Consider the following 23,628-nt stretch of genomic DNA (forward strand, 5'->3'; position numbering starts at 1 on the left):
CTCCCGGATAGATAAAAAATATCATCGGATAAATCTTAAGCTATGCTTCGATATCTGTTTTAAAATTTATAATTGTAACCTATTCTAAATACCTGGCTTTCGTAATAGTCGGTACTGTTTAGCTTAAATCCATTTCCGGTGATTTCTTTTTTTATTTTCAGCGTATTAAAAATATCGTTACCGTTTAAAAATACTTCTCCTTTCCCAAGCTGCTTTTTAATCCCAAAATCAGCAGAGAACCTGGAACCAATTTTTCCCTGAGGGATGATATCAGCTGCGAGCCAGGCAATAGATAGCTGAATATCTGTATTGCCTTTTAACTTAAACTGAGCGTTGAGTTTTGCATTTCCGGATATTAACGATTCTTTATTCATGCTATACAGCGTGGGTACAGGGTATCTGTTTTCTATGCTAAAGGCATTAATGGTATGCTGATACACTGTTCCGCTCAGGTTGAATGAAAACCATGGTTTAAGCTGTTGTTGCCAAAGCAGTTCTCCTCCTAAATTATAGCTTTTCCCGGCATTCTGAAAGATATTATAAAGAATCGTATTTCCCGGCACTTGTGTGGCAATTCTGGTAATGGTGCCCGAAATAATTTTGTGGAAAGCCGATCCATGAAGATAACCCTTGTGCCAGTTGTACTTATAACCAAGTTCTAAGGAAGTAGTAAACTGAGGGCGTAGCGTAGGGTTACCCACTTTGAGCAGTTCGGGCTCGTCGTATTTAGGGAAAATGCGGATATCCACTTCATTTGGACGATCAACACGTTGATTGTAAAAAAAAGTAATTCTATTTTCCGGATTGATTTTATAGGCGAAGCGAAGGTTTGGGAAAGGACGAAAATAATCATAACCGTCGCTTGTATAGGTATTGTGTTCCGGATTTACATCATAATAAATATTGGCATACTCCATTCTCAGGCCGGCTTCGAGTTCTATTTTGGGAGTTTCATAAATATAGTTTCCATAAACAGCCGGGATGTGTTCGCTATAATCGGCCCAGCCCCCTGCATTCACATCAATGGGTGAATTAAGGCCCGCGAAAAACTGCATATTGGTTGGAATGTTCCGGTAACGGTATTTCAGGCCGGCTTCCAGCCTGCCATGTTTCAACGGCTTAACATAATCAACGTTTAAATCAGACACATGTTCGTCAGACAGGAGTTTAAAGGCATCTTCACCTGTAAAAGCGGGTAAAATGTTGGTGAAATTATATTTTTCGTCTTCCCTGTGCCAGGTATAGTTAAATCCTGTAGTTAAGGTATGGCCGGGCTGGGCAAATTTATGCAGGTACGTTGCCGATCCGGTGGCGGTGTATTTTACCTCATCTTCTACAAACTGCCACAACCTGTTGCGCACACTAAAGTCGCTGTTGTAATAGGGGATATCTCCAAAATCGATAATCTTTTCCCGGTTAAAAAAAGCTGATACCGTAAGGCTGTTGTGTTCATCAGGATTATAATCTACACCGGTTTTAACAGTGGCAAAGGTGGTGGTTCTGTTTCTTTTTACCTGCTGGTTCAATATTGTTCCATTATCAAAAATGCGTTCAGAAAATTCATTTTTATTTAATGTCTGCGTGTATAAATAATCGGCCTGTAAAAAGGTATTGGTTTTGTTTTTCTTATAGTTTAACGAAAGCGTGGGATTAAGTTTTGGCGTAGCCTGGTATTGAGGAGATATACCCGGCAGGTTTTCTTTTCTTACCCAAAGTGCGCCAAGGCCACTGCTCAGACCAGCTTTGCCATTTAATCCTTCCTGACTGTTTTTCTTGTAGATAATATTGATAATTCCCGCGTTACCATTGGCATCAAATCTGGAGGAAGGATTAGCGATAATTTCTATCCGCTCTATTGCCGATGCCGGGATATTATCAAGTCCCGTCTGGCTGCCAAAGCCTGTAATTGCATTCTGTTTTCCATCAATAAGTACCGCAACTTTATCATTTCCCCTTAACTGCACTTTGCCATCCTGAATGGTAACACCCGGAAGATTCTGCATGGCCTGAAGCACCGATCCGCCCAGCTGACTTGTGTTTTTTGCAATGTCGTAGGTCTTTTTATCCATTTTTGCCGATACACCTTCGGATGTAGCGGTTCCCTTTACTTCAACGGTTTGCAGGGTTTGAGGATCTTCCGTAAGATCAAAATTTCCAAGGTCTAAAAACTGGCTTAACAGGCCAACGTTAATGGTTTTGCTGAGGCGTTGGTAGCCCATCATGCTTACCTCAAGCGTATATTCTCCCGGAGGTACATCTTTAAGGGTAAAGCGGCCCTGCTCGTTGCTTAGCGTACCGAAAATAAATTTTGCATCATTTCCTTTTTTTAACTGCACATTTCCAAAAGGAAGTGTATTCCCGTTTTTCGCATCCCTAACCTGACCGGAAAGGGTAATCAGTTTTTCCTGTCCCTCTGCATCATCCGGGCAAAGAAATAGCGCAAGGCAAAAAAGCCTCAATATCCTTATGTAGTTTTTCATCATTTTAAAGTTTTCCGGAAGGCAAATTATAAAGCAATTCTGAAGACAATCTGAACTGCTGAAAATCTGCACAGTTATTTCCGGCAAGAAGTAAAGCACATTTGTAAGGGTAAAGTATAATTATGCTGACTACAGATTTTCTCCAGAATTGAGTTCTATTATTGCGTTGGATTAATTTAATCTGATGGATAAAGAAGCCGATATATTATTAAACAAGGTAAAGTTATTTGTAGAAGACAGGTTGAAAAACAGGCTTTCGCAAAAAATGTATTTCCATAATCTCGAACATACCTTATTGGTAGTGGAGGGCGTACAAGTGATAGGTGGTGAGGCCGGGCTTTCGAAAGCAGACCATTTGGTGGTGGTTCTTGCAGCATTTTTACACGATTTAGGCTATACCGAAAAATACATCGGGCATGAAGAAGCCAGTGCGGCCATTGCAGCAGAGTTTCTTTTGGCAAATGGTTTCAGTCAGGAGCGGACAGAGCTGGTAAGCGGGTGCATCATGGCAACACGCTTTCCGCAATATCCCAAAAACGAACTGGAAATGGTGATTTGTGATGCAGATTTTTATCATTTTTCTTTAAACGACTATCAGAACTATGCCGACAGGTTAAAAGCCGAATGGGAGGAAAACCTTGGCCTGATTTATACTGACGTGGCCTGGGATACACTGAACCTGGAAATGCTCAGGCGACATGAGTACTTTACGGAATATGGAAGAAAAACATTGCAGGAAAAGAAAATGCCGAATATTGAAAAGCTAATAGCCCGTATCGGCTGATCCATATTTTTTAAAAATAAGGATCTGAACATCCATTGCTTGTAACTTTACTTTAAAAAGCCCGCATAATTTAATAATTTACACCATGAAAATTTTGGTCATTGAAGATGAACAGGCACTTTCTGACAGTATTCTTGCCTATTTTACCGGCGAGGGAAATATCTGTGAACTGGCAAAAGATTTTGCCTCGGCATCTGAAAAAATAGCACTGTATCACTATGATTGCATTCTGCTCGACCTTGGATTACCAGATGGAGAAGGACTTGAACTATTGACCCAGCTAAAAAGTGCCAATAAAAAAGACGGCGTACTGATTATTTCGGCGAGGCATTCGCTGGATGACCGTTTGGCCGGACTTGATCTGGGGGCCGACGATTACCTGGTAAAACCTTTCCACCTTTCTGAACTTAAAGCAAGGGTAAGCGCAATTGTAAGGAGAAAGAATTTTGATGGAAATAATGTAATTGCCTTTAATGAGGTAAAGGTTGATGTTACTGCGATGAAAATTACGGTAAACGATCAGCCCGTTATATTGACTAAAAAGGAATTCGATTTATTAGTGTATTTCCTGTCCAATAAAAATAAAGTGGTTACCAAAAATGCCATGGCCGAGCACCTTTGGGGAGATGAGATGGACCTCTCGGATGATTTTGATTTTATTTACACTCACGTTAAGAACTTAAAGAAAAAGTTGAGCGAAGCGGGTGCAAAAGACTATCTGCGTTCGGTTTATGGTATCGGCTATAAATTTAGCAGCCAATGAAACTTTCGAGCCGCTACAACAGGGTAAATATCATCACCTCCATTATTGTGCTGATTATTACGGGGATTATTTATTACCTGGTGATCCACCTTATTCTGACCAATAAGCTGGATAAAGACCTTGCGGTTGAGGAAAATGAGATCAGGCAATATACCCATACCTACAAAAAACTACCCTTGCCGGCTACTTATCTCGATCAGCAGGTTTCTTACAGCAATCCTGAGGGCGATACTACCGATATACGCGAATTTAGCTATACTACCTATTTAAATCCAAAGGAGAAGGAGCAGGAACCCGGCAGAAGTCTGGTTACCACAGTTAACCTTAACGGAAAAACGGTGATTGTAACGATCACAAAATCCCGTGTAGAATCTGAAGACCTGGTCAGGATTATCTTAATGATTACTTTAGGTATAACCGTGTTACTGCTTGTTTCATTGTTATTAATCAACCGTTTTGTACTAAACAGGCTCTGGAAACCTTTTTATGCTGTGCTTAACCGGATGAAGGCTTTTGAAGTAACCCGAATGGATAACATCAAAGAAGAGCCTACCCGGATAGATGAGTTTAACGAACTCAATAAATCGGTAAATGCAATGGCCGAAAAGGTGAAACAGGATTATAAAGAACTAAAAAGCTTTACTGATAATGCTTCGCATGAAATGATGACGCCACTGGCGATCATTAATTCCAAGCTCGATTCACTTTTGCAGACTGAATCTTTTACCGAGCAGCAGGGCACTTTGCTTGAAGATATTTATCAGGCCACCGGCAGGCTTTCGCGCTTGCACCAATCGCTTTTATTGCTGGCAAAAATCGAAAACAACCTCATTTCGGATGTGCAGGAAGTGGATTTAAAAGAAATGATTGAGGCAAAAATCCGCCAGTTTCATGAACTGTTTGAACGCGATGGATTAATTGTGGAAGTAAAGCTATTGGAGCGAAAATTAACCATGAGCCGCTACCTCGCGGATATCCTTCTAAACAACCTCATTAGCAATGCCGTAAGGCACAATATAAACGGCGGAAAAATATTGCTCGAATTAACTGCTCAAAAGCTGGTGGTGTGCAATACCGGAAAAAAACTAAATATCCAAAACCGGATGTTTGATCGCTTTTCCAAGTCTACAGAATCAGAAGGGATGGGCCTGGGGCTGGCCATCAGCAAGCAGATCTGTAACCTGTACGGTTTTGGTATAGCATACAAACAAGACGATCACCTGCATTTTTTTACAATTTATTTAGGCTAAGGCAGATAACTACAGAATTCCTACAAAATTGCCACATAGTTTTGATTAAAAATTAAAATGATGAAAAGGTTGTTAGGAATATTATTGATGATGGGCGGAGGAGTAATCTCATCTCAGGCTCAAAAAATCAGCAGCGCCAAAGTACCTGCACCGGTTAAAGCGGCTTTCGAAAAAGCCCATGCTAAAACAAGTGTGAAGTGGGAAATGGAAAAATCTAATTACGAGGCGGGTTTTACACTGAACGGGAAAGAAACTTCGGAGGTTTACACCGCTGCAGGATCACTGCTCGAAACCGAAACAGCCATCCGAACCAATGAACTTCCGGCTGCGGTACTGGCCAGATTAAAAGGAAAGAAAATTGCCGAAGCTGCAAAGATTACCAGGGCAGATGGAACTGTGTGCTACGAGGCCGAAGTGAAAGGAAAGGATTTTTTGTTCGACATGGAGGGGAACGCGGTTAAACATTAGATTATGCAGAGAATATTTCTTTCTATCCTGCTTTGTGTTGCAGCGCTAAACAATTGTTCTGCACAGTTAACCGATAGTACAGCAAGCCTCAAGCCCGATACGGCAGGAAGATGGTATGCCGGAAACCCGATGCCCAAAATGAAATTTCGTCCGGTTGCATTTATTGCACCTGTTGTTTTAATAGGCTATGGTTTTGCTGCCGTTTACGATCATGGTGCATTAAAGCAGCTTGATGTGAGTACCAAGGATGAATTGCAGGAAGATCACCCGCTTTTTGCAGCCCATGTTGATGATTATCTCCAGTTAGCTCCCGCGGCCGCTGTTTATGCATTGAATCTCTCGGGTGTAAAAGGGAAACACAATCTTTTTGATGCTTCTATGCTTTATATAACTTCTGCTGCGATAATGGGCGTTTCTACCCATTTTGTAAAACAGGGCGTAGGCCGGTTGAGACCCGATAATTCAGGCACCAATTCTTTTCCGTCAGGACATACGGCTTCGGCTTTTATGGCGGCAGAATTTCTCCACCAGGAATATAAAGATGTAAATCCATGGATCGGTTATGCCGGTTATTTTGTAGCCACCGCAACAGGAACGCTCAGGATGTATAACAACAAACACTGGTTTAGCGATGTAGTAGTCGGAGCAGGTTTCGGTATTGCATCGACTAAAATTGCCTACCTGATTTATCCTTATATGAAAAGCCTGTTTGCCACAAAAAAAGAAGGTAATTTCACTTTAATGCCTTTCCATCAGCAAGGTAGTACCGGGCTGATGCTTTCGGGAAAGTTTTAATCTGTTTCCTGCAAAAAAAAATATCATTTTATCCATTTCAAGCGATCATCCCAAAGCTCATGGAATTAACTGAAATTAAAAGTAAGGCGATAGAAAAAGTTCCTTTTTATATGGTTACAGGAATTGTATTGATCCGCCTTATTGCTGTATTTTTAATGGGACCTATGCCACAGGATGCCTATTATTTTTTTTACGCCCAGCATCCGGCACTATCTTATTTCGATCATCCGCCTGCCATTGCTTATCTGTTGTGGCTATTTACTTCGGTGCTGGGCAAAAATGTATTCGCCATTAAGCTGGCAGATTCGGTATTGACGGTTTGTACCTGCATAGCAGTTTATAAACTTGCCATCAGGTTTTTTCCAAAGTTTGAAGCCGAAAAAGCCATTATCCTGTTTTTAAGTACGCTCATGGTTAGCATCCTGTCGCTGGTTTCCACACCTGATACGCCATTGCTTTTTTTCTGGACAGTTTCACTGATTGTCCTTTATGAAGCAATATTTAATGAAAAGAAGCTTTATTGGATTTTAACGGGCATATTGATGGGCCTGGCTTTCGACAGTAAATATACCGCAGTATTTCTTCCTGCAGGCATGATTTTGTTTTTATTGTTATCCAATTCCAACAGAAAGTACCTTTTAACAGTATGGCCATGGCTCTGCTGCCTTATTATGATTGCAGTGGCCTCACCGGTAATTATCTGGAATATAAACAACCATTTTGCCTCCTTCGCTTTTCAGGGTACCCAACGCATGCACGAGGCTGCTGCATTTACACTGAAGCCTAAATTCATGCTCGGCCTTTTTGGACATCAATTGCTGTTGCTCATCCCCGTACTGTTTATTACAGTGCTTTATTCGGTTTTTAAACTCATTAAAACTTATAGCAAACGCTTAAGCCAGCTGCCCGCAACAGGGGTGTTTCTGCTTTGTTTTTTTCTGCCCGTTTTTCTCACTTTTCTGCTCCTGTCGCCAATATACTGGATCAAAATCAACTGGATGATGCCTGCTTATGTTACCGGGACCATTTTAGCAGGAAGTTTCATTAGCAAAAAATGGCTCCACATCCAGATTGCCATTTCTTTTATCGTTCACCTTGGCCTTTTTACAGAGATACTGTTTTATCCTTTTCCTGTTAAATCAGACGATACCTGGGTAGGATGGAAGCCGCTTTCTGGTCAGGTTGAAAAGATCAGAAAACAAGAGCATGCCGATTTTGTATTTTCGGCAGATAATTATAAAACATCAGCAGAACTTAACCTTTATACCGACGATTTCGTTTACGGACAGAATGTGATTGGCGAAAGGGCGCTGCAGTTCGATTTCCTCGGCACTGATCTGAATGTTTTGAAAGGTAAAGATGCCATTTTTGTGGATTCTGATCCTCAATTCAAAACAAACCGAATGAATACTGTTCCGCCATCGGCCATACTGGCTCATTTTAAAGCAGTTAAGCAGCTCTGCCCCGTCATCATTTATCATCATGGAAATCCTGTGCGAAAATTTTATATTTATAGTTGCAGGGGATATCTGCCACCAAAAAGATAACTACAGAATTACTTCATAATTCAGTGTTAACTTAGCCTGTATAACAGTTGAAGCCTGATCTGCAAAAGATTAAGGCAATATTAAAAGAACATGATCTATAAACCGCTCCTTACTACTTTACTGATTATTTCGGGTATCATGGCCCGGGCACAGGCCCCTGTAAAAAACCTTGATTATTATCTGGGGCAGGCTAAATCATCAAGTCCGGTGCTTAAAGATTTTGAAAACCAGCGCAGAACAGCCGGAATTGACAGCCTGATTGTTCGTGCAACCGCAAAACCGCAGGTAACTGGGTCGGGTACAGGTTTATACGCGCCGGTTATACGCGGCTATGGTTACGACGAGGTGCTTACCAACGGCCAGGCACTGGAGGCCATGCTAAACGTAAATTATGATTTGCTGAACAAAAAACGGATCAATAACCAGTTGGAAGGAATTAAGATCCAGAGCGATTCGGTAAAGTATGCCTCACAGCTTTCGCTATTCGACCTGAACAGATCGGTTATTGACCAATACATCACCGCCTTTGCCAGTCAGCAACAGGTAGATTTTAACCGTGAAGTGGTTAGCCTTCTGGACCGGGAGGAAAAACTGTTAAAAACCCTCACACGCAGCAATATCTATAAACAATCAGAATACCTCACCTTTCTGGTTACGCTGCAACAACAGCAGCTCAGCCTGAAACAGGCAGAACTTCAGTTTAAAAACGATTATGCAACACTTAATTATCTGGCTGGTGTAGCCGATACTGCTCAGGCTAAACTTGCTGAACCTGAATTGCAGAATGCGGTATTTGCCGGTGAAAAAAGTTTCTTTACCAGGCGTTTCGAACTGGATAGTTTAAAAAATACCAACCTCAAAAACGCGATAGATCTGAATTATAAACCAAAACTGGGTGTTTATGCCAATGGCGGTTATAATTCATCACTGGTACTACAGCCTTATAAAAATTTCGGCGCCAGTGTTGGTTTCACTTTTTCAGTTCCGATATATGATGGTCACCAGCGAAAAATGCAGTACGATAAACTGGCCCTTTCATCAAATACAGTTGCCGGTTACAGGGATTTTTTCACCCGTCAACAAACACAGCAGATTAACCTGATCCGCCAGCAGATTAAGCAGACCGATGCCCTTTTTGGTAAGATCAATGAGCAGATCCGTTTTAGCAAGGGACTTATTGATGTAGACAGCAAATTGCTCCATACGGGCGACTTAAGGGTATCTGATTTTATTATTGCCATCAATAATTACCTTTCTGCGCAAAACCTGTTGAGGCAGACCAATATTAACCGGCTGAAACTGATTAACCAATTTAACTACTGGAACAGATAACCATGCAAAAATATTTAAAATTAACTCTGGGCGCCATGACCATAATTTCCTGCTTGTTGGCATGTAGCAATGCAGATTCAACAGCAGTGGAAGAAACACCTTCACCGGTTACCCCTGTACAGATTACTTATCCTAAAGACAGTTCTTTAGCCGAATATGTAGAACTATCTGCGGTATCTGCCTACCTCGAAAAAAGTTTTGTAAAGGCCAGCATCAATGGTTATGTAGAGCGGGTAAATGCAAAAACCGGTCAACAGGTAGCAAGCGGAACTTTACTTTTTACGCTGATTACCAAAGAGGCCCGCGCCATAGGCAATACCGTAAATAAACTCGATCCGGGTTTTAAATTTTCGGGTGTTTCCAATATCCGCTCGGGGCAGGCCGGTACCATTTTAGAGGTGAACCACCAGAACGGAGATTATGTGCAGGATGGAGAAGCACTTGCAACCATCAGTAACCGAAACAGCCTGATTTTTCTGCTCGATTTGCCTTACGAACTCAACCAGATTATCGCCCGGAACAAAGCCTTAGAGGTATTGTTGCCCGATGGCACCAGATTGCCGGGATCGGTTTCAGGAACCATGCCATCGGTAGATTCGCTTGCCCAAACGCAACGTTACATCATCAAAACACCCACAGGCAAAGATATTCCGTCCGGACTTATCGCTAAGGTGAGGTTAACCAAACTGAGCCATGCAGAGGCACAGGTACTGCCTAAATCGGCCGTGTTATCAAATGAAACTGAAGATGAATTTTGGGTAATGAAAATGATCAACGATTCAACTGCCATAAAAGTGAATGTGAAAAAAGGAATTGAAAGCAATTCGCTGATTGAAGTACTGGAACCTAAATTTTCAAAAACCGATCGCATCATCAGAACCGGGAATTATGGCATTGCCGATACCGCCAGGGTTAAAATACAGAAATAGCCATGAACAGATTCTTTATATCGCATAAAAACCCGATTCTGGCGGTCCTGATTATTATTTTAATAGGTGGGGTTTACTCTTTCATGCAACTTAAAACAGGTCTTTTTCCGGAGATTACCTTTCCTAAAATCAAGATCATTGCCGATGCAGAACTCCAACCGGTTGATAAGATGGTGGTTACCGTTACCCGCCCTTTGGAAAATGCAGTAAAGCAGGTGCCCGATTTACAGCTTGTGAGAAGTACCACCAGCCGCGGCAGCTGTGAGCTTTCTGCCTATATGAACCCGGGAGCAGATATCGACCTGAGCCAGCAGCGGATAGAATCGCAGATTGCAAAGATTTCGGCTTCGCTTCCTGCCGGCGTAAATATTTCGGTAGAAAAAATGAATCCTTCTATACTACCCGTTAGCGGATATAGTTTGGAAAGCCATCATTATTCTCCTGCCGAACTCAAAAAAATAGCTACCTATACCGTAAAACCCTTTTTATCGCAGGTTGATGGCGTTTCAGAAATTCGTGTAATTGGGGGTAAAACTAAAGAATACTGGCTGGAACTCGATGTACAGAAAATGCAGTCGCTTGGCATTTCGCCCGATCAGATCTCCGCTCCGCTTTCGCAAACCAATTTTATAAAATCGAACGGGTACTTATCTGATAACAATTTTCTTTACCTCTCGGTAACCGATGCAACGGTAAAAACAAAAAGTGATCTGGAAGAGCTGGTAATCGCCAGGAAAGGTAACAGAACGGTGCGGATAGCCGATGTGGCTAAGGTAAATATTCAGCAGAGTGTAGAATATACCCGCATCAATGCCAACGGGAAAGATGGAATATTAATCGCCGTAATTAAGCAGCCAAACGCAAATCTGGTTGATCTTTCTGCAGAAATGGCCGCAAAGGTTAAGGAGTTAGCGCATCTCCTTCCGGCAGGCGTGCGCATTAAACCCTATTATGTACAGGCCGATTTTGTTAACGAATCGGTTAAAAGCGTGCGCGATAGTTTATTGATCGGGCTTGTGCTGGCCATTATTGTTGCCGTTATTTTTTTAAGGTCGCTAAAAGCCAGTGCAACCATATTGATTACGATTCCGGTTACGCTCTGTTTAACGGTAATTGTGCTTTATTTTATCGGATACTCGTTAAACATCATGACACTTGGTGCCATTGCAGCTGCCATCGGATTGATTATCGATGATGCGATTGTGGTGGTAGAACAAATCCACCGTACGCACGAAGAGCATCCCGACAAGCCTACAGCACCTTTAATCAGCAAGGCCTTCAGTTACCTTTTTCCCGCCATGCTGGGTTCATCCATCAGTACCATAGTAATTTTTGTTCCCTTTGTACTGATGACAGGCGTTGCAGGATCCTATTTTCAGGTGATGACCAATACCATGATTATTACGCTGGTGTGCTCGTTCTTTGTAACCTGGATTGGTTTGCCGGTAGTGTACCTGCTACTCACAAAAAATGCGCATGGCAATGCATCAGGAAAAGAGGTAGTTGTACACGAGGTAAAATCGCAGAACTGGGTGCGTTTTTTCATTAAACGGCCCTATATTTCTTATGCCTTTATCCTGGTGCTCATCGCGTCAATCGTTTTGATATTCCCAAGGCTCCAAACCGGTTTTTTGCCCGAAATGGATGAAGGCAGTATTGTACTGGATTATGCATCCCCCCCGGGAACCTCACTTGAAGAAACCGACAGGATGCTAAAAGAGGTGGAAAAGGAAATTGTAAAAATTCCGGATGTACAAGCTTATTCGAGAAGAACAGGTACCCAAATGGGATTTTTTATTACCGAGCCGAATACCGGAGATTACCTGATCCAGCTGAAACCTAACCATAAAAAAAGTACAGAAGAGGTCATTTCTGAAATCAGGAATCATATAGAACATACCCAGCCTGCATTGGTTGTTGATTTTGGCCAGGTAATAGGCGATATGCTGGGCGATCTGATGAGCTCCACACAACCCATTGAAGTCAAAATTTTTGGAAACGACCAGCAAAAACTGCAGGTATTATCTAAACAGGTTGCCGCTCTGGTTTCTAAGGTAGGTGGAACAGCCGATGTATTTGATGGGATTATCCTTTCTGGCCCAACAGTAAATATTCAGCCCAATTTTGCCATGCTCGCACAGTATGGAATTACGCCGCTTTCTTTTCAGTCGCAGGTTCAAACGGCCATGCAGGGCAACGTAATCGGCAATTTGTATGATAAACAACAGCTTTCGCCCATCAGAATGGTTTATCCCGGAAGCCGGAATTTTGGGGTATCAGATATTACTGCCCTTAAAATATTTCTACCTGACGGAACGGCAATTCCAATTCAGAGCCTGGCCAAAGTAGATCTCCAGGCGGGTAGTGCCGAAGTAGAACGCGAAAACCTTCAGACCATTGGCGCCATTACCGCAAGGTTAGACAACCGGGATCTTGGAAGTGTAATGAAAGATATCCGGACGGCAGTGAACAGCAAGGTTAGTCTGCCATCTGGTTACCATATCGAATATGGCGGGGCTTACAAAGAACAGCAGCAGTCGTTTTCCGAACTCCTTACCATTTTAATCGCCTCAAGTTTGCTGGTGTTCAGCGTAATTCTTTTCCTTTTCAGGGATTTTAAGGTGGCTTTCCTGATTCTGTTGATTTCGGTGCTGGGCATTTCAGGAAGTTACCTGGCTCTGCTGCTTACTGGTACACCTTTAAATGTGGGCAGTTATACCGGATTGATTATGATTGTGGGGATTATTGGAGAAAATGCCGTGTTTACCTTTTTACAGTTTAAAGAATCGCTGCAGGAAAAAAATATAGACGATGCGATTACTTTTGCCATTTCAACCCGGTTAAGGCCAAAACTAATGACAGCACTTGGCGCAATAATAGCCTTAATGCCTTTGGCCCTCGGTATAGGGGCAGGTGCGCAACTGCATCAACCACTGGCCATTGCAGTTATCGGCGGATTTATTGTGGCATTACCGCTTTTGCTGATTGCGTTGCCTGTTTTAATCAGGAGGTTTTATACCCATAAAGAAGCGCAAATACACCTGTAAACTGATTCTAATTGATTTTAATCAAAATTAATTTCGTCTTTTTTAATCTTTTTCGTTCGGGCTTAGTCAAACAGCTTTTATGAACGTTTGATATTAATGAAAAACCAGAAAAAAACTTTAAAACCACAGGATGATAAAGAGGAAGCGGATAGTGGAGATGGATTTCCCGGAAAAATGGTACTTTTTATCATCCTGTTGAGTGTAATACTGATTATTTTGGTTTTATTCAGGCGTTAGTGATTCACAATTATCATTTTTGGCGCGATTTATAAAATATTCCGGATGATTTCCTCATAAAACTTATAAATTATCATGCCACCTATAAAATAATCAGATCAATAAAACGCCTGAAAAAACACAGGTATTGTCGCTGGCCTTAAACCAGATTTTTTATTGAACGTTATTTTTTTCTGCTTCGTAAGTAAGCTCTACCACGCCTGATCTGAAAACCCTGGTGCCAGTTAATTTCAGGCCAATCCGCTCCTTTAAATCTTCGAACAAAGGTTTTCCCTTGCCCAGCACGGTGGGGTGTACCGATATTTTGTAGACATCAATAAGTCCCAGATCGATAAATGTTTTAATGATATAGTGAATTACTTCTTACCAGTCTTTTTGTCAAATTCAAGCTGAAGGCCATTTAGTACCTGATCATATCCCTTACGGTCAAAAAACGCAGCTGGATTATATTGGTCGCCAGGCTTGTGTTTCTCATGCAGGCCAAACTGACTCGCATGTGAAGATAGCCAGATATCAAACGATAAATTTTTAAGCGAATTTAAAGTATAGGCATAATCTTTTTCAATTTGAGGATAGGCCGGTATATCCGAAAACTTTTTTTCGGTAACGATACTTGGCATATTGGCAATCAGTACCGAATATGCCCGTTTTTCATCTTTGGTGTGAAGCATAAAACTGCACGAACCCTTTGTGTGCCCGGGGTGGTGGAGCATCACAATACTGGTATTTCCCAATTGGATCCGATCTCCGTCTTTTAACAAACGATCTGGCGTAATGGGGGCGTAGGTGGTTTTTCCGTTGCCCAGCGCATAGTCAGACTGACCACCATCTTTCATCACTGCTGCATCTTTTTCGTCAACCATCATTTTCGCACCGGTAAGCTTTTTAATTTCTGCCATGGCACCCAGATGATCGTAATGTGCCTGTGTGGTGAGCAAAATTTTGATATCCTTAAAGTTAAAACCCAAAAGACCTACGTTTTTTTTAATCTGCGCTGCTGATGAACTTAGTCCGGTATTGATTAAGATATTTCCTTTCGAAGTGGTAATGAGGTAACAGGCCAGGTCGTAAGTGCCAACATAATATACATTGCCTGCAATGCGGAACGGGGCATAAGGAGCCGACCATTCTTTTGGCGTATCATGGGGTTCCTGTACATTTTGTGCAAGTAAAAAGAGCGGAAAAAGAAGGAGGCAAATAATAAATTTAATTTTCATAGTGAAGGGATAGTGATGTAGGTTGATTACACCAAAATTAATTAAATTATAATTTGGATTTGCATAGAACATCACATTTTAGCAGGTACCTGCGTACAGATTAAGAATGAAGATGCGCGTGTTTTTAACGTCTGCGATTTATTTGCGCATTATTTACGGTCGATGTTCAGTTTAGAAAAGTAGATATATGTTTCGGTTATTTGATGTAAGATGTTTAATTTTATGCTATCATCCCCTTCAATACAAATATCCAATACAAACCATTTTATTTAATCTCAAATTAAATATGATTAATGAAACGCTCCAATTTACCTGTGATATCCCGAATCAATTTCGAAGTAACGAAAGCAGGCTAATCAAAAACACATTGACCCAATTTATGGCGGCTGTGCCTGCTATTTAATAATTATTAGAAATAAGATATGATTGCATCTAACATTAAATCTCCCGGTGTTTACATTAATGAGCAAAATGCCTTTCCCAATACCATAGTCTCAGTGGCTACCGCGGTTCCGGCATTTATAGGCTATACGCCCCAGGCCCAATACAGCGGCAAATCTTACACTAATATACCGTGTAAAATTACTTCTTTTGCCGATTTTCAGGCTATTTTTGGTTACCCTGATCCGCCGCAGCCAGCAAGTGCTGCTGAGCAGTATAGCCCTGAATATTATCTGGTACAGCAAAAAAGCGAACCTAATGGTCAGGATTATATGATCATTAATGGCTCATACTATTCTATTTTGCCCGATCCCAATACCGTTTATTATATGTATAACAGCATTAAACTGTTTTATCAAAATGGTGGCAGTGAGGCATATATCGTATCGGTAGGCACCTACGGACCACCATCCGGCAAGCCAATGGATATTAATCAACAGCTTGTTAACCCAAATGTATCCCTTGAAGCTTTAACAGCAGGCCTTCAGCTTTTACTTAATGAACAAGAGCCTACCATGTACATTTGTCCGGAGGCCACTTTGTTATCGGTAGAAGACAATGGTACACTGATGGAAAGTATGTTGCAGCAAAGCAAAAACATGCAAACCGCAATCTGTGTGTTTGATCTGATTGGCGGCCGGAATCCTGATCCTGTAACCTATTCTGCAGATATTGAAACTTTCAGGGCACGTACGGGTGCAAATGGTTTAAGCTATGGCGCTGCTTATTATCCTTTTGTGGGTACCACCATTATGGAAAGTACCGATATCAACTATACCAACCTTTTTGGCGGCGATGTTAAACAGCTCGAACCACTGTTAAATCCACCATCAAACCCTAACCTGGCAGCCGCAACTATAATTCATAACATCGAAAACCCTCAGGGAATACCATTAACAGTAACCCAATACCATAATGCGTTAATGAATGCGAGTAAGGTATATGCCGACATTGTTAAAAATGTACTTGCACAGGCCAATATTCTGCCGGCAAGCGCAGGCATGGCAGGTGTAATGACCACTATCGATAACCAGGCGGGTGTATGGCAGGCTCCGGCAAATACTGCTATTGTTGGCGCGGTATCATTACCCATCAACCTTTCAGATAGTCAGCAAGGTAACCTTAATGTTGATGCTGTTTCGGGTAAATCCATCAATGCCATCCGTTATTTTAATGGGATCGGTATTTTAGTTTGGGGTGCCAGAACTCTGGATGGCAACAGCCAGGACTGGAGGTACATTTCGGTAAGAAGAACCATGATCATGATTGAGCAATCGTGTAAACTGGCTGCACAGGCTTACACTTTTCAACCTAATAACAAAAATACCTGGGAAGCGGTTAAAGCGATGATCAGCAGTTTTCTAACCAACGTTTGGAAAGAAGGTGGTTTAATGGGCGCAACCGCTGCAGATGCCTTTTCGGTAGAATGCGGTTTGGGCACAACCATGACTGCTAACGATATTTTGAACGGATTTATGAATGTTACGGTGCAAGTTGCCGTAGTACACCCGGCTGAGTTTATTGTAATTACTTTCCAGCAGGAAATGGCAGTTACCAGTTAACAGCGTATTAATTTAAATTTAGAAATAAATATTATGGCAGCTAAAGGAAGTGCTCAGGATAACACATGGCCAATGCCCAAATTCAGATTTGAAGTGGATTTCGGAACGATATTAACAGGTGTGGCATTTCAGGAGGTATCCGGTCTGGAAGTTGAAACTGAGGTTATCGATTATAGACAAGGCAATAATGCTGCATTTTCTGTCCAAAAAATGCCCGGCTTGGTAAAATTCGGCAATGTAATTATGAAACGGGGTATTTTTTTGAATGATCATGCCTTTTGGAAATGGCATGAGGAAGTGAGAATGAATACGATTAAAACAATGACAGTACTGGTTAAGCTGCTAGATGAAAACGGCAATAGCACGATGCAATGGCAGTTGGATAAGGCCTGGCCAGCCAAAATGAGCAGCACCGATCTGAAATCAGATGGAAGTGAAATCTCCATTGATACCCTGGAGCTGGTGCATGAGCAATTAAGGGTGGTAAATGGTCGGTAATTTTTAATTTTTAGCAAAAAAATGACATCATCAACAAATATTACAAGTAGCGGTAATGCCTCTTATACAATTAAGGTTGCAGGTATTACCATGCCTGAAAACATACAGATAAAATCTATACGCGTAGAAAAGAAAGTAAACCAAATTACCAGTGCTAAAATTATTATCATTGATGGCGAAGCAAGTTCCGGAGCATTCGAAGCCAGCTCCTCATCACTTTTTGTACCCGGTAACCTGGTGAGTATTGAGGCCGGTTACGATGGCACCAATGCCTTGATTTTTAAAGGCATCATTACGGGTCAATCGATCCGTATTAATGACATGGTAGGCTCAGTGCTCGAAGTAGAATGTAAGGATGAAGCCATAAAAATGACGGTAGGGAAGAAGAATTTAATCTTTTCCGGAAAAAAAGACAGTGAACTGATTGCTTCTCTTATCAGTAATTATTCTTCGCTCACTGCCGATATCAGCGATACCAATGCCATTTGGCCTGAGCAGGTTCAGTTTTATGTGAGTGATTGGGATTTTATACTTTCACTTGCTGAAACAAACGGACTAATAGTGACCACCATTAATGGTAACGTAGCTGTAAAATCGCCAGTTGCCAATGCCAGCCCGGTTCTTAGCATCGGTTATGGAGTTAATTTATTAGAATTTAATGCCGGTATAAATGCCATAAATCAGTATGGGAATGTAAAGTCGAACTCGTGGGATTATCAGCAGCAGGCAGTAGTAAGTGTATGTGCGACAAATAGTTATGTGGGACCAGGTAATATGTCTTCCAAAAAACTGGCAGAGGTAGTTGGCCTGGCAGAATATGATTTGCAAACAACAGCCGCAATAGATACTGCAGCACTTAATAATTGGGCCCGGGCGCAGATGGTAAAAAGTGAATTTGCTAAAATACAGGGTGAAGCTAAGTTTCAGGGGAATGCTTTGGCTGAACCAGGTAAATTTGTTGCTTTTAATGGCTTAGGCGACAGGTTCAACGGCGATTACCTTATTTCTGGCGTTGTTCATGATATTTCTGATGGAAACTGGATAACCGAAGTTTCGTTAGGACTTTCGCCACAATGGTTTACAGGAAATTCAGATCTGGCGGCTCCTTCTGCCACAGGGATGTTGCCCGGCGTACGCGGCTTATTTAATGGTATCGTTAAAAAAACATACGGCGATCCGGATTCTCAATACCGTATTCTGGTTGATTTACCGCTCTTCGGTCAAAGCGGTCAGGGCGTGTGGGCAAGGCTTGCCAACTTTTATTCAACCAGTGGTGCCGGGGCATTTTTTCTTCCGGAAGCAGGAGATGAAGTGGTTTTAGGCTTTCTAAATGAAGATCCACGCAGCCCGGTGATTTTGGGGAGCATGTACAGCAGTTCTAAAATAAAACCACATCAGAACCTTAACCCGAATGAGAAAAATGCCATCAAGGCAATTGTTTCTAAATCGAATATCAAGATCGAATTCGATGATGAAAATAAAATGTTAACCATTGCTACGCCTGATAAAAACACTATGATATTTAGCGATCAGGATAAAAAGATTACCATCCAGGATGAACACAATAACAGCCTTGTAATGTCAGCAGGCGGGATTACCATCAAAAGTGCCACCGATGTCAATATTGAGGCCGCACAGAAGGTAAATATTATGGGTAACCAAGGTGTAACCGTAAAAGCTCCGGCAGGAGATGTTGCCTTAAAGGGCCTAAATATTAAACAAGTAGCCGACAGCCAGTTTTTGGCAGAAGGAGCAGCGACCGCAGAAATTAAAAGCGGGATGCAACTGAGCCTGAAAAGTGCCATGATTATGATTAATTAATTTTAAACCAAACGAATATGCCACCAGCAGCCAGAATAACAGATTTTCACGAATGTCCGATGCAAACACCCGGAATCCCACCTATACCCCATGTTGGCGGTCCGGTTATCGGGCCCGGCGAGCCTACAGTACTTATAGGTAATTTACCTGCCGCCACAGTAGGCGATATGCTGGTTTGTGTTGGCCCGCCCGATAGTATTATAAAAGGTTCTGCAACCGTTATGATCGGTGGAAAACCAGCAGCCAGAATGGGCGACCCAACTGCACACGGAGGTAAAATTATACTTGGTGCATTTAACGTATTGATAGGCGGTTAAATTATTTATACCTTAAAAAGAAACAGTTGATACAACAAAAAATCTTACCTGCCACATCATTTTACTATAATGCCACACAATAAAGATATTTTAAAACAGGAAATAGGCGCAAAAAATGCCGGCCTGGTTATCATTAATGCTTACATCCCTCTACTTTTCAGTCGCCTGGGTTTAACAGATAATCAAAAATTTAACAGTATAGAAAGCCAGCAGGCAGCTGTGCATTACCTGCAATTTATAGTAACGGGGCAGGAGCAGACCGAAGAGTCACTTTTACCCCTTAATAAATTGTTATGTGGAATGCAACTTACCCAGCCGGTAACGGAAAGTATGAGTATCTCACAAGAAAATAAACTATTTCTGGAGGGATTAATAAAAGCTGCAATTGGAGCCTGGCAGGCTATTGGCAACACTTCTGTAGATGGTTTTAGAAGCAACTGGCTGATAAGGGATGGCTTACTTACTGACGGAGGGGATAGCTGGGAGTTAACGGTAGAAAAACGGCCCTACGATCTTTTAATCCAAAGGTCGCTATTCTCATTCTCTATTATCAAATATCCATGGATGGATAAGCCCCTTCACGTTAACTGGCCTTATTAACATAACCGCAGAACCTAAACATTAGCGACCGTGATTACTGCTTTTCAATCCTTTTAAAAAATTTAATCACCACCTCATCGGCTGCTGTTGGGTACACATGCCCGCCGGGATGAACGTATAAAATAACCGGGTTTCCGCTTTCTGACGGATAGTATGTGGCATATGCTCCATAAGGTTTTCCCTCTGCATCGCAGCTGTTTAATTTCAATATTAAATTGCACATCAGTTTTTGCCAGGCTGGTTTCACCAACGGATCTTTTTCTCCCATAATGTGCATGGCCGGTTTAGGTTTAAGCTGGCCAGCTACTTTTCGGGCAATAGCCGATGATGGTGCAAAAGCTGCAAATACATCAGCCCGGGTAGCCCAGAGCAGGTAAGTAAATCCACCACCGTTAGAATGTCCGGTACCATAAATCCGTTTATCGTCTATTTTGTAATCTGCCTTAAATGTTTTCAGCATCTGATCAAAGAAATTCAGGTCGCGGTTATTCATATCGGCGTTTTCTTTTTGCCATCCGGGCAATTTACCCTGTGGATCGGTAAGCTGACCCGGCGTGTTTAATCCCTGCGGATATACAACAATGGCTTCGGGCCAGAGTTTATCGAACTGGTGGCTGCGGTAAGCACTTTCCATCGTTCCGCCATGACCATGAAAAACAAAAATAAGCGGACTCGTTTTGGTTTTTGCAGTGGCTGGAATATACACCAAAGCCTCACGTTTCGTATCGCCAACCGTCCATTGCATCCGTTTTATTTCGGATGAGGTTTGTGCAACAACCGCTGAAACCTGTAGATAAATGAATATAAAGAGCAGGAAAAAGAATTTAAATACCCTGCGATTAATTTTTCTGATCATACCATATTGACCTTAACCGGTGGACAGGGTTTAATCAAAATTTATTTTTTGCAGGGTATTTTTATTGCTTAATGCAGCTGTGTTTATGGGGTGAACTGTATCTGCTGTACCAGGTAGGCTTTGCCAAATTTCTGTGGGTCGTGCGTTACCGTAGCTTTTATGGCTTTCCATTTTGGAAGCTGGCCGGTTTTCCAGTTATTACGTACTTCCAGTGCATTTTGATAAATTTCTTCAAGCTGTGCCTGAACGGTACTATTTGCATAGGTTAACTGAAGCTTATCAGGAACAAAATAGTAATCATTTCCGGTTTTGCTCAGCTTGATCACCGGGCCTCCGGGAACATATGAGGTGATGAGCTGAATATCGAAAGATTCAGTTCCTTTATATTGTTCTTTACTTACAATTTTGGTAAAGATAAAGGAGTCGGAGGAAGCATCCTGAGGCGGATTATCATCATGATAAAACTTCGCTTTAACTCGATAGGTATAGCCGGCTTCTCTTTGATCAAAACCTGCAAGTGATGATCCTGCAAGTTCTTTTTCCGGTAATTTTAGCAACAGGTCCTGATCAGCACCATATCGGTGATCAACGAGAAGTTCTACTTCCTGCCCGTTTTTAAGTTTTAGCGGGCCATAAACTTCTTCTTTTTTACAGGAAAGGAAACTGATGGCTAAAAAGAGTACGGTTAGTTTTTTCATGGTTTTAAGCGTTTTTATTTATGGGTAAAACGATATTAAACCAGATAATGCTACAGGCGATACTGTTATTTTATATCTTCAGGATTAACCTGGATGCCATATTCTCCGTTTCCAATCCTCTCCGAAACATCTTTCAGCCTGGCAATTTTTTTCTCCATTGCTGATGTTTCGTATTTTACCTGTTCTTCCAAACGGATCCTGTCTTCAAAATCACTCATGGTGCGCCTGTAAAAATAAATGGTGCTGGTTAGTGAAACCAAAAAAGCAATGATGATCGAAACCAGAGAAATAGTGCCATACAGGTTTAGGGTTGATAACCGGGTTGATAGTAATATTTCTTCACGGTTTTCCATTCTTGTAACAATAATTCTGGCCCTGTCCATATACGATTTTCCCATTAAAAGGATGTCCTGGCTGATGGTTCCCCCTAAGCGTTTCTGGCTGATGGTATTCTCTAAAAGATCATATTTGGAGTCTATCATTTCCTTTAAACCTTTAAACTCGTTTTGCTGTGCACCATTATCGCTGGTGAGGTATTTAACGGTATCGAATGCTGCGCGGGTTACCTTTTCTGCACCGTTATAAGGCTCAAGAAATTTTTCGTTGCCTGTAAGCAGGTAACCACGCTGACCGGTTTCAGCATCTTTCATTGATGAAATAATCAATTCGAGTTTACCGCGTACCGTATTGGTGTGGTCAACCCATCGTTCGCTATTGTAAAATTTTTCTACTGAAAAATAGGATAGGGCAGAAGTGGCAACAGTAAAAATTATCGAAAGGACAAATCCTGCTACTGGGCGGTTAAAAAAAGAAGTTTTCATTAAGGATAGTTTTGGGCGAATTTAGGGCTTTTATCGTTTTTTAATCCATTAGCCTATAAAAATCGTATTTATTCGTGTTTTTATAAGCCGGATATTATTCTTATAGCTGTTTATAAAATAGGAAAGGTTACCATCGTGGATGATAACCTTTGTTTGATCTGTCAACTAACCAAAGCAGCAGATCAATGTTTTAAATAAGTAGGTGTGCAATATAAACCAGCTAACTTCTACTTTGTTTTAGAAATTTTTATTTTTTTAACGGAGCAAGGTATTTTGTTGTCAATCCTTTTTCTTTTGCATACTTTAACAGTTCGTTTGCGCTCTCTATACTCCTGTCGCTAGATAAAATATCTGCACCGTTTTCAACCAGTTTAGAATATACACCATCACCCTGAGCCTTAGCACTTTTATCTAGGTTGCCCATGGTGCCTAAAATACACCAGATCCCTTTATTGTGGAGGTAATCGTAAACCGTTTTATCTGGAGCAGAAGTACCCACAAAGGCTACTATGCGGTTATTCGGGATTCCCATCTGGTTAAGTCTTTCCAAATCTGCAATACTTCTGATCGAAGCAGAAATCATCAGGTCAGGGGCAAGGCGGTACACCTCGGCTGCTTGTGTGGCACTATAGGTAATAATGATGCTGTAAGCTTCGGCTTTATTCCTTCTAACCGCCTCAATCATTTTTTTGTAGGGAACGCCTCTTTTTACATCCAGGGTATAAATTACCTTATCCTTTCCCCACTTTAAAACCTCATCAAGCGTTGGAATATGGAAAGCCGTAACAGTGCCTTCATTGTCTTTTAAACGAATGTCTTTTAATTCCGCTAATGTTTTTTCGCCGATAGGGCCGGTACCGTTTGTTGTCCGCTCCAAACGGTCATCATGCATCATTACCAGTGCCGAATCTTTTGTTAAAGCGGCATCACATTCAATAATGGTTGGGTGAAGCTTTACACTGTTGGCAAAAGTTTCAATGGCGTTTTCAGGAAATCCGGCAACCGGACCGCCACGGTGACAGCTAATCAACGGGTAACGAGAAGGGCTCCACTGCATAAATTTTTGAAACTCTTCCTGAGTTTTAAATTTTAAGGCATATTGCTGACTGTAAACTGAATTAAAACTGAGGAGGGCGACAACGGCCAATAATAATTTTTTCATTGT

At 41.6% G+C, this 23,628-nt stretch carries 22 protein-coding genes; 15 read left to right on the forward strand and 7 right to left on the reverse strand.

The annotated features are described in order from the left end of the window. Nucleotides 1–59 precede the first annotated feature (59 nt). Nucleotides 60–2,483, reverse strand: a complete 2,424-nt coding sequence (locus ACTJKC_RS19790; RefSeq protein WP_440794614.1) for a TonB-dependent receptor domain-containing protein — start codon at nt 2,481–2,483, stop codon at nt 60–62. 181 nt (nt 2,484–2,664) lie between these two features. Between ACTJKC_RS19790 and ACTJKC_RS19795 the strand changes: the two genes are divergently transcribed. From ACTJKC_RS19795 to ACTJKC_RS19840, 10 genes are all read left to right on the forward strand, one after another. Further along, a complete protein-coding gene (locus ACTJKC_RS19795) occupies nt 2,665–3,264 on the forward strand; it encodes an HD domain-containing protein (RefSeq protein WP_440794616.1) in 600 nt (199 codons plus the stop codon). 85 nt (nt 3,265–3,349) lie between these two features. After that, nucleotides 3,350–4,027 carry a response regulator transcription factor gene (locus tag ACTJKC_RS19800; RefSeq protein ID WP_440794618.1) on the forward strand — a complete coding sequence of 226 codons (678 nt, stop codon included), beginning with the start codon at nt 3,350–3,352 and terminating at the stop codon, nt 4,025–4,027. Next, nucleotides 4,024–5,277, forward strand: coding sequence for a sensor histidine kinase (locus ACTJKC_RS19805; RefSeq protein WP_440794620.1), 1,254 nt, complete (start codon nt 4,024–4,026; stop codon nt 5,275–5,277). The genes ACTJKC_RS19800 and ACTJKC_RS19805 overlap by 4 nt, the downstream gene beginning before the upstream one ends. 57 nt (nt 5,278–5,334) lie before the next feature. Beyond that, nucleotides 5,335–5,745, forward strand: coding sequence for a hypothetical protein (locus tag ACTJKC_RS19810; RefSeq protein ID WP_440794622.1), 411 nt, complete (start codon nt 5,335–5,337; stop codon nt 5,743–5,745). A 3-nt stretch (nt 5,746–5,748) separates the two neighbouring features. Then, entirely contained in the window at nt 5,749–6,540 is a 792-nt protein-coding gene (locus ACTJKC_RS19815; RefSeq protein WP_440794624.1) for a phosphatase PAP2 family protein, read from the forward strand. A gap of 59 nt (nt 6,541–6,599) precedes the next feature. After that, entirely contained in the window at nt 6,600–8,087 is a 1,488-nt protein-coding gene (locus tag ACTJKC_RS19820) for a glycosyltransferase family 39 protein (protein WP_440794626.1), read from the forward strand. Between the two features lie 90 nt (nt 8,088–8,177). Next, nucleotides 8,178–9,419, forward strand: coding sequence for a TolC family protein (locus ACTJKC_RS19825; protein WP_440794628.1), 1,242 nt, complete (start codon nt 8,178–8,180; stop codon nt 9,417–9,419). Between the two features lie 2 nt (nt 9,420–9,421). Then, nucleotides 9,422–10,348, forward strand: coding sequence for an efflux RND transporter periplasmic adaptor subunit (locus ACTJKC_RS19830; RefSeq protein ID WP_440794630.1), 927 nt, complete (start codon nt 9,422–9,424; stop codon nt 10,346–10,348). A gap of 2 nt (nt 10,349–10,350) precedes the next feature. Further along, nucleotides 10,351–13,395 (forward strand): efflux RND transporter permease subunit, encoded by a 3,045-nt coding sequence (locus ACTJKC_RS19835; protein ID WP_440794632.1) that lies wholly within the window; start codon nt 10,351–10,353, stop codon nt 13,393–13,395. A 96-nt stretch (nt 13,396–13,491) separates the two neighbouring features. Beyond that, a complete protein-coding gene (locus tag ACTJKC_RS19840) occupies nt 13,492–13,632 on the forward strand; it encodes a hypothetical protein (protein ID WP_440794634.1) in 141 nt (46 codons plus the stop codon). A gap of 153 nt (nt 13,633–13,785) precedes the next feature. Here ACTJKC_RS19840 and ACTJKC_RS19845 read toward each other — a convergent pair whose 3' ends face one another. Together ACTJKC_RS19845 and blaB3PEDO are read right to left on the reverse strand one after the other, a co-directional pair. Next, nucleotides 13,786–13,989 (reverse strand): dihydrofolate reductase family protein, encoded by a 204-nt coding sequence (locus tag ACTJKC_RS19845; protein WP_440795000.1) that lies wholly within the window; start codon nt 13,987–13,989, stop codon nt 13,786–13,788. Further along, complete coding sequence (blaB3PEDO, locus tag ACTJKC_RS19850; protein WP_440794636.1) at nt 13,989–14,849, reverse strand: PEDO-1 family subclass B3 metallo-beta-lactamase; 861 nt, start codon at nt 14,847–14,849, stop codon at nt 13,989–13,991. The genes ACTJKC_RS19845 and blaB3PEDO overlap by 1 nt, the downstream gene beginning before the upstream one ends. A gap of 422 nt (nt 14,850–15,271) precedes the next feature. Here blaB3PEDO and ACTJKC_RS19855 point away from each other — a divergent pair, with 422 nt between their 5' ends. The 5 genes from ACTJKC_RS19855 to ACTJKC_RS19875 all read left to right on the forward strand — a co-directional run bounded on the left by ACTJKC_RS19855 (nt 15,272) and on the right by ACTJKC_RS19875 (nt 20,088). Beyond that, nucleotides 15,272–16,852, forward strand: coding sequence for a phage tail sheath family protein (locus tag ACTJKC_RS19855; RefSeq protein WP_440794638.1), 1,581 nt, complete (start codon nt 15,272–15,274; stop codon nt 16,850–16,852). 33 nt (nt 16,853–16,885) lie between these two features. Next, entirely contained in the window at nt 16,886–17,350 is a 465-nt protein-coding gene (locus ACTJKC_RS19860; protein WP_440794640.1) for a phage tail protein, read from the forward strand. 21 nt (nt 17,351–17,371) lie between these two features. After that, complete coding sequence (vgrG, locus tag ACTJKC_RS19865) at nt 17,372–19,171, forward strand: type VI secretion system tip protein VgrG (RefSeq protein ID WP_440794642.1); 1,800 nt, start codon at nt 17,372–17,374, stop codon at nt 19,169–19,171. Nucleotides 19,172–19,188: 17 nt separating this feature from the next. Beyond that, the gene (locus ACTJKC_RS19870) at nt 19,189–19,488 is read left to right on the forward strand and encodes a PAAR domain-containing protein (protein WP_344853894.1); all 300 of its coding nucleotides are present in this window, start codon (nt 19,189–19,191) and stop codon (nt 19,486–19,488) included. 69 nt (nt 19,489–19,557) lie between these two features. Continuing rightward, nucleotides 19,558–20,088, forward strand: coding sequence for a contractile injection system tape measure protein (locus ACTJKC_RS19875; RefSeq protein WP_440794644.1), 531 nt, complete (start codon nt 19,558–19,560; stop codon nt 20,086–20,088). A 34-nt stretch (nt 20,089–20,122) separates the two neighbouring features. Here ACTJKC_RS19875 and ACTJKC_RS19880 read toward each other — a convergent pair whose 3' ends face one another. The 4 genes from ACTJKC_RS19880 to ACTJKC_RS19895 all read right to left on the reverse strand — a co-directional run bounded on the left by ACTJKC_RS19880 (nt 20,123) and on the right by ACTJKC_RS19895 (nt 23,625). Then, nucleotides 20,123–20,944: an alpha/beta hydrolase family esterase gene (locus ACTJKC_RS19880; RefSeq protein WP_440794646.1), complete on the reverse strand. Its 822-nt coding sequence runs from the start codon at nt 20,942–20,944 to the stop codon at nt 20,123–20,125. A gap of 83 nt (nt 20,945–21,027) precedes the next feature. Beyond that, the gene (locus ACTJKC_RS19885; RefSeq protein WP_440794648.1) at nt 21,028–21,642 is read right to left on the reverse strand and encodes a hypothetical protein; all 615 of its coding nucleotides are present in this window, start codon (nt 21,640–21,642) and stop codon (nt 21,028–21,030) included. A 65-nt stretch (nt 21,643–21,707) separates the two neighbouring features. Further along, nucleotides 21,708–22,463, reverse strand: coding sequence for a CHASE3 domain-containing protein (locus ACTJKC_RS19890; RefSeq protein ID WP_440794650.1), 756 nt, complete (start codon nt 22,461–22,463; stop codon nt 21,708–21,710). A gap of 247 nt (nt 22,464–22,710) precedes the next feature. Beyond that, nucleotides 22,711–23,625, reverse strand: a complete 915-nt coding sequence (locus ACTJKC_RS19895; protein WP_440794652.1) for a glycerophosphodiester phosphodiesterase family protein — start codon at nt 23,623–23,625, stop codon at nt 22,711–22,713. Between the last annotated feature and the right edge of the window lie 3 nt (nt 23,626–23,628).

The organism is Pedobacter sp. 22226, assembly GCF_052045455.1.
GTDB classification, from domain to species: domain Bacteria; phylum Bacteroidota; class Bacteroidia; order Sphingobacteriales; family Sphingobacteriaceae; genus Pedobacter; species Pedobacter jeongneungensis.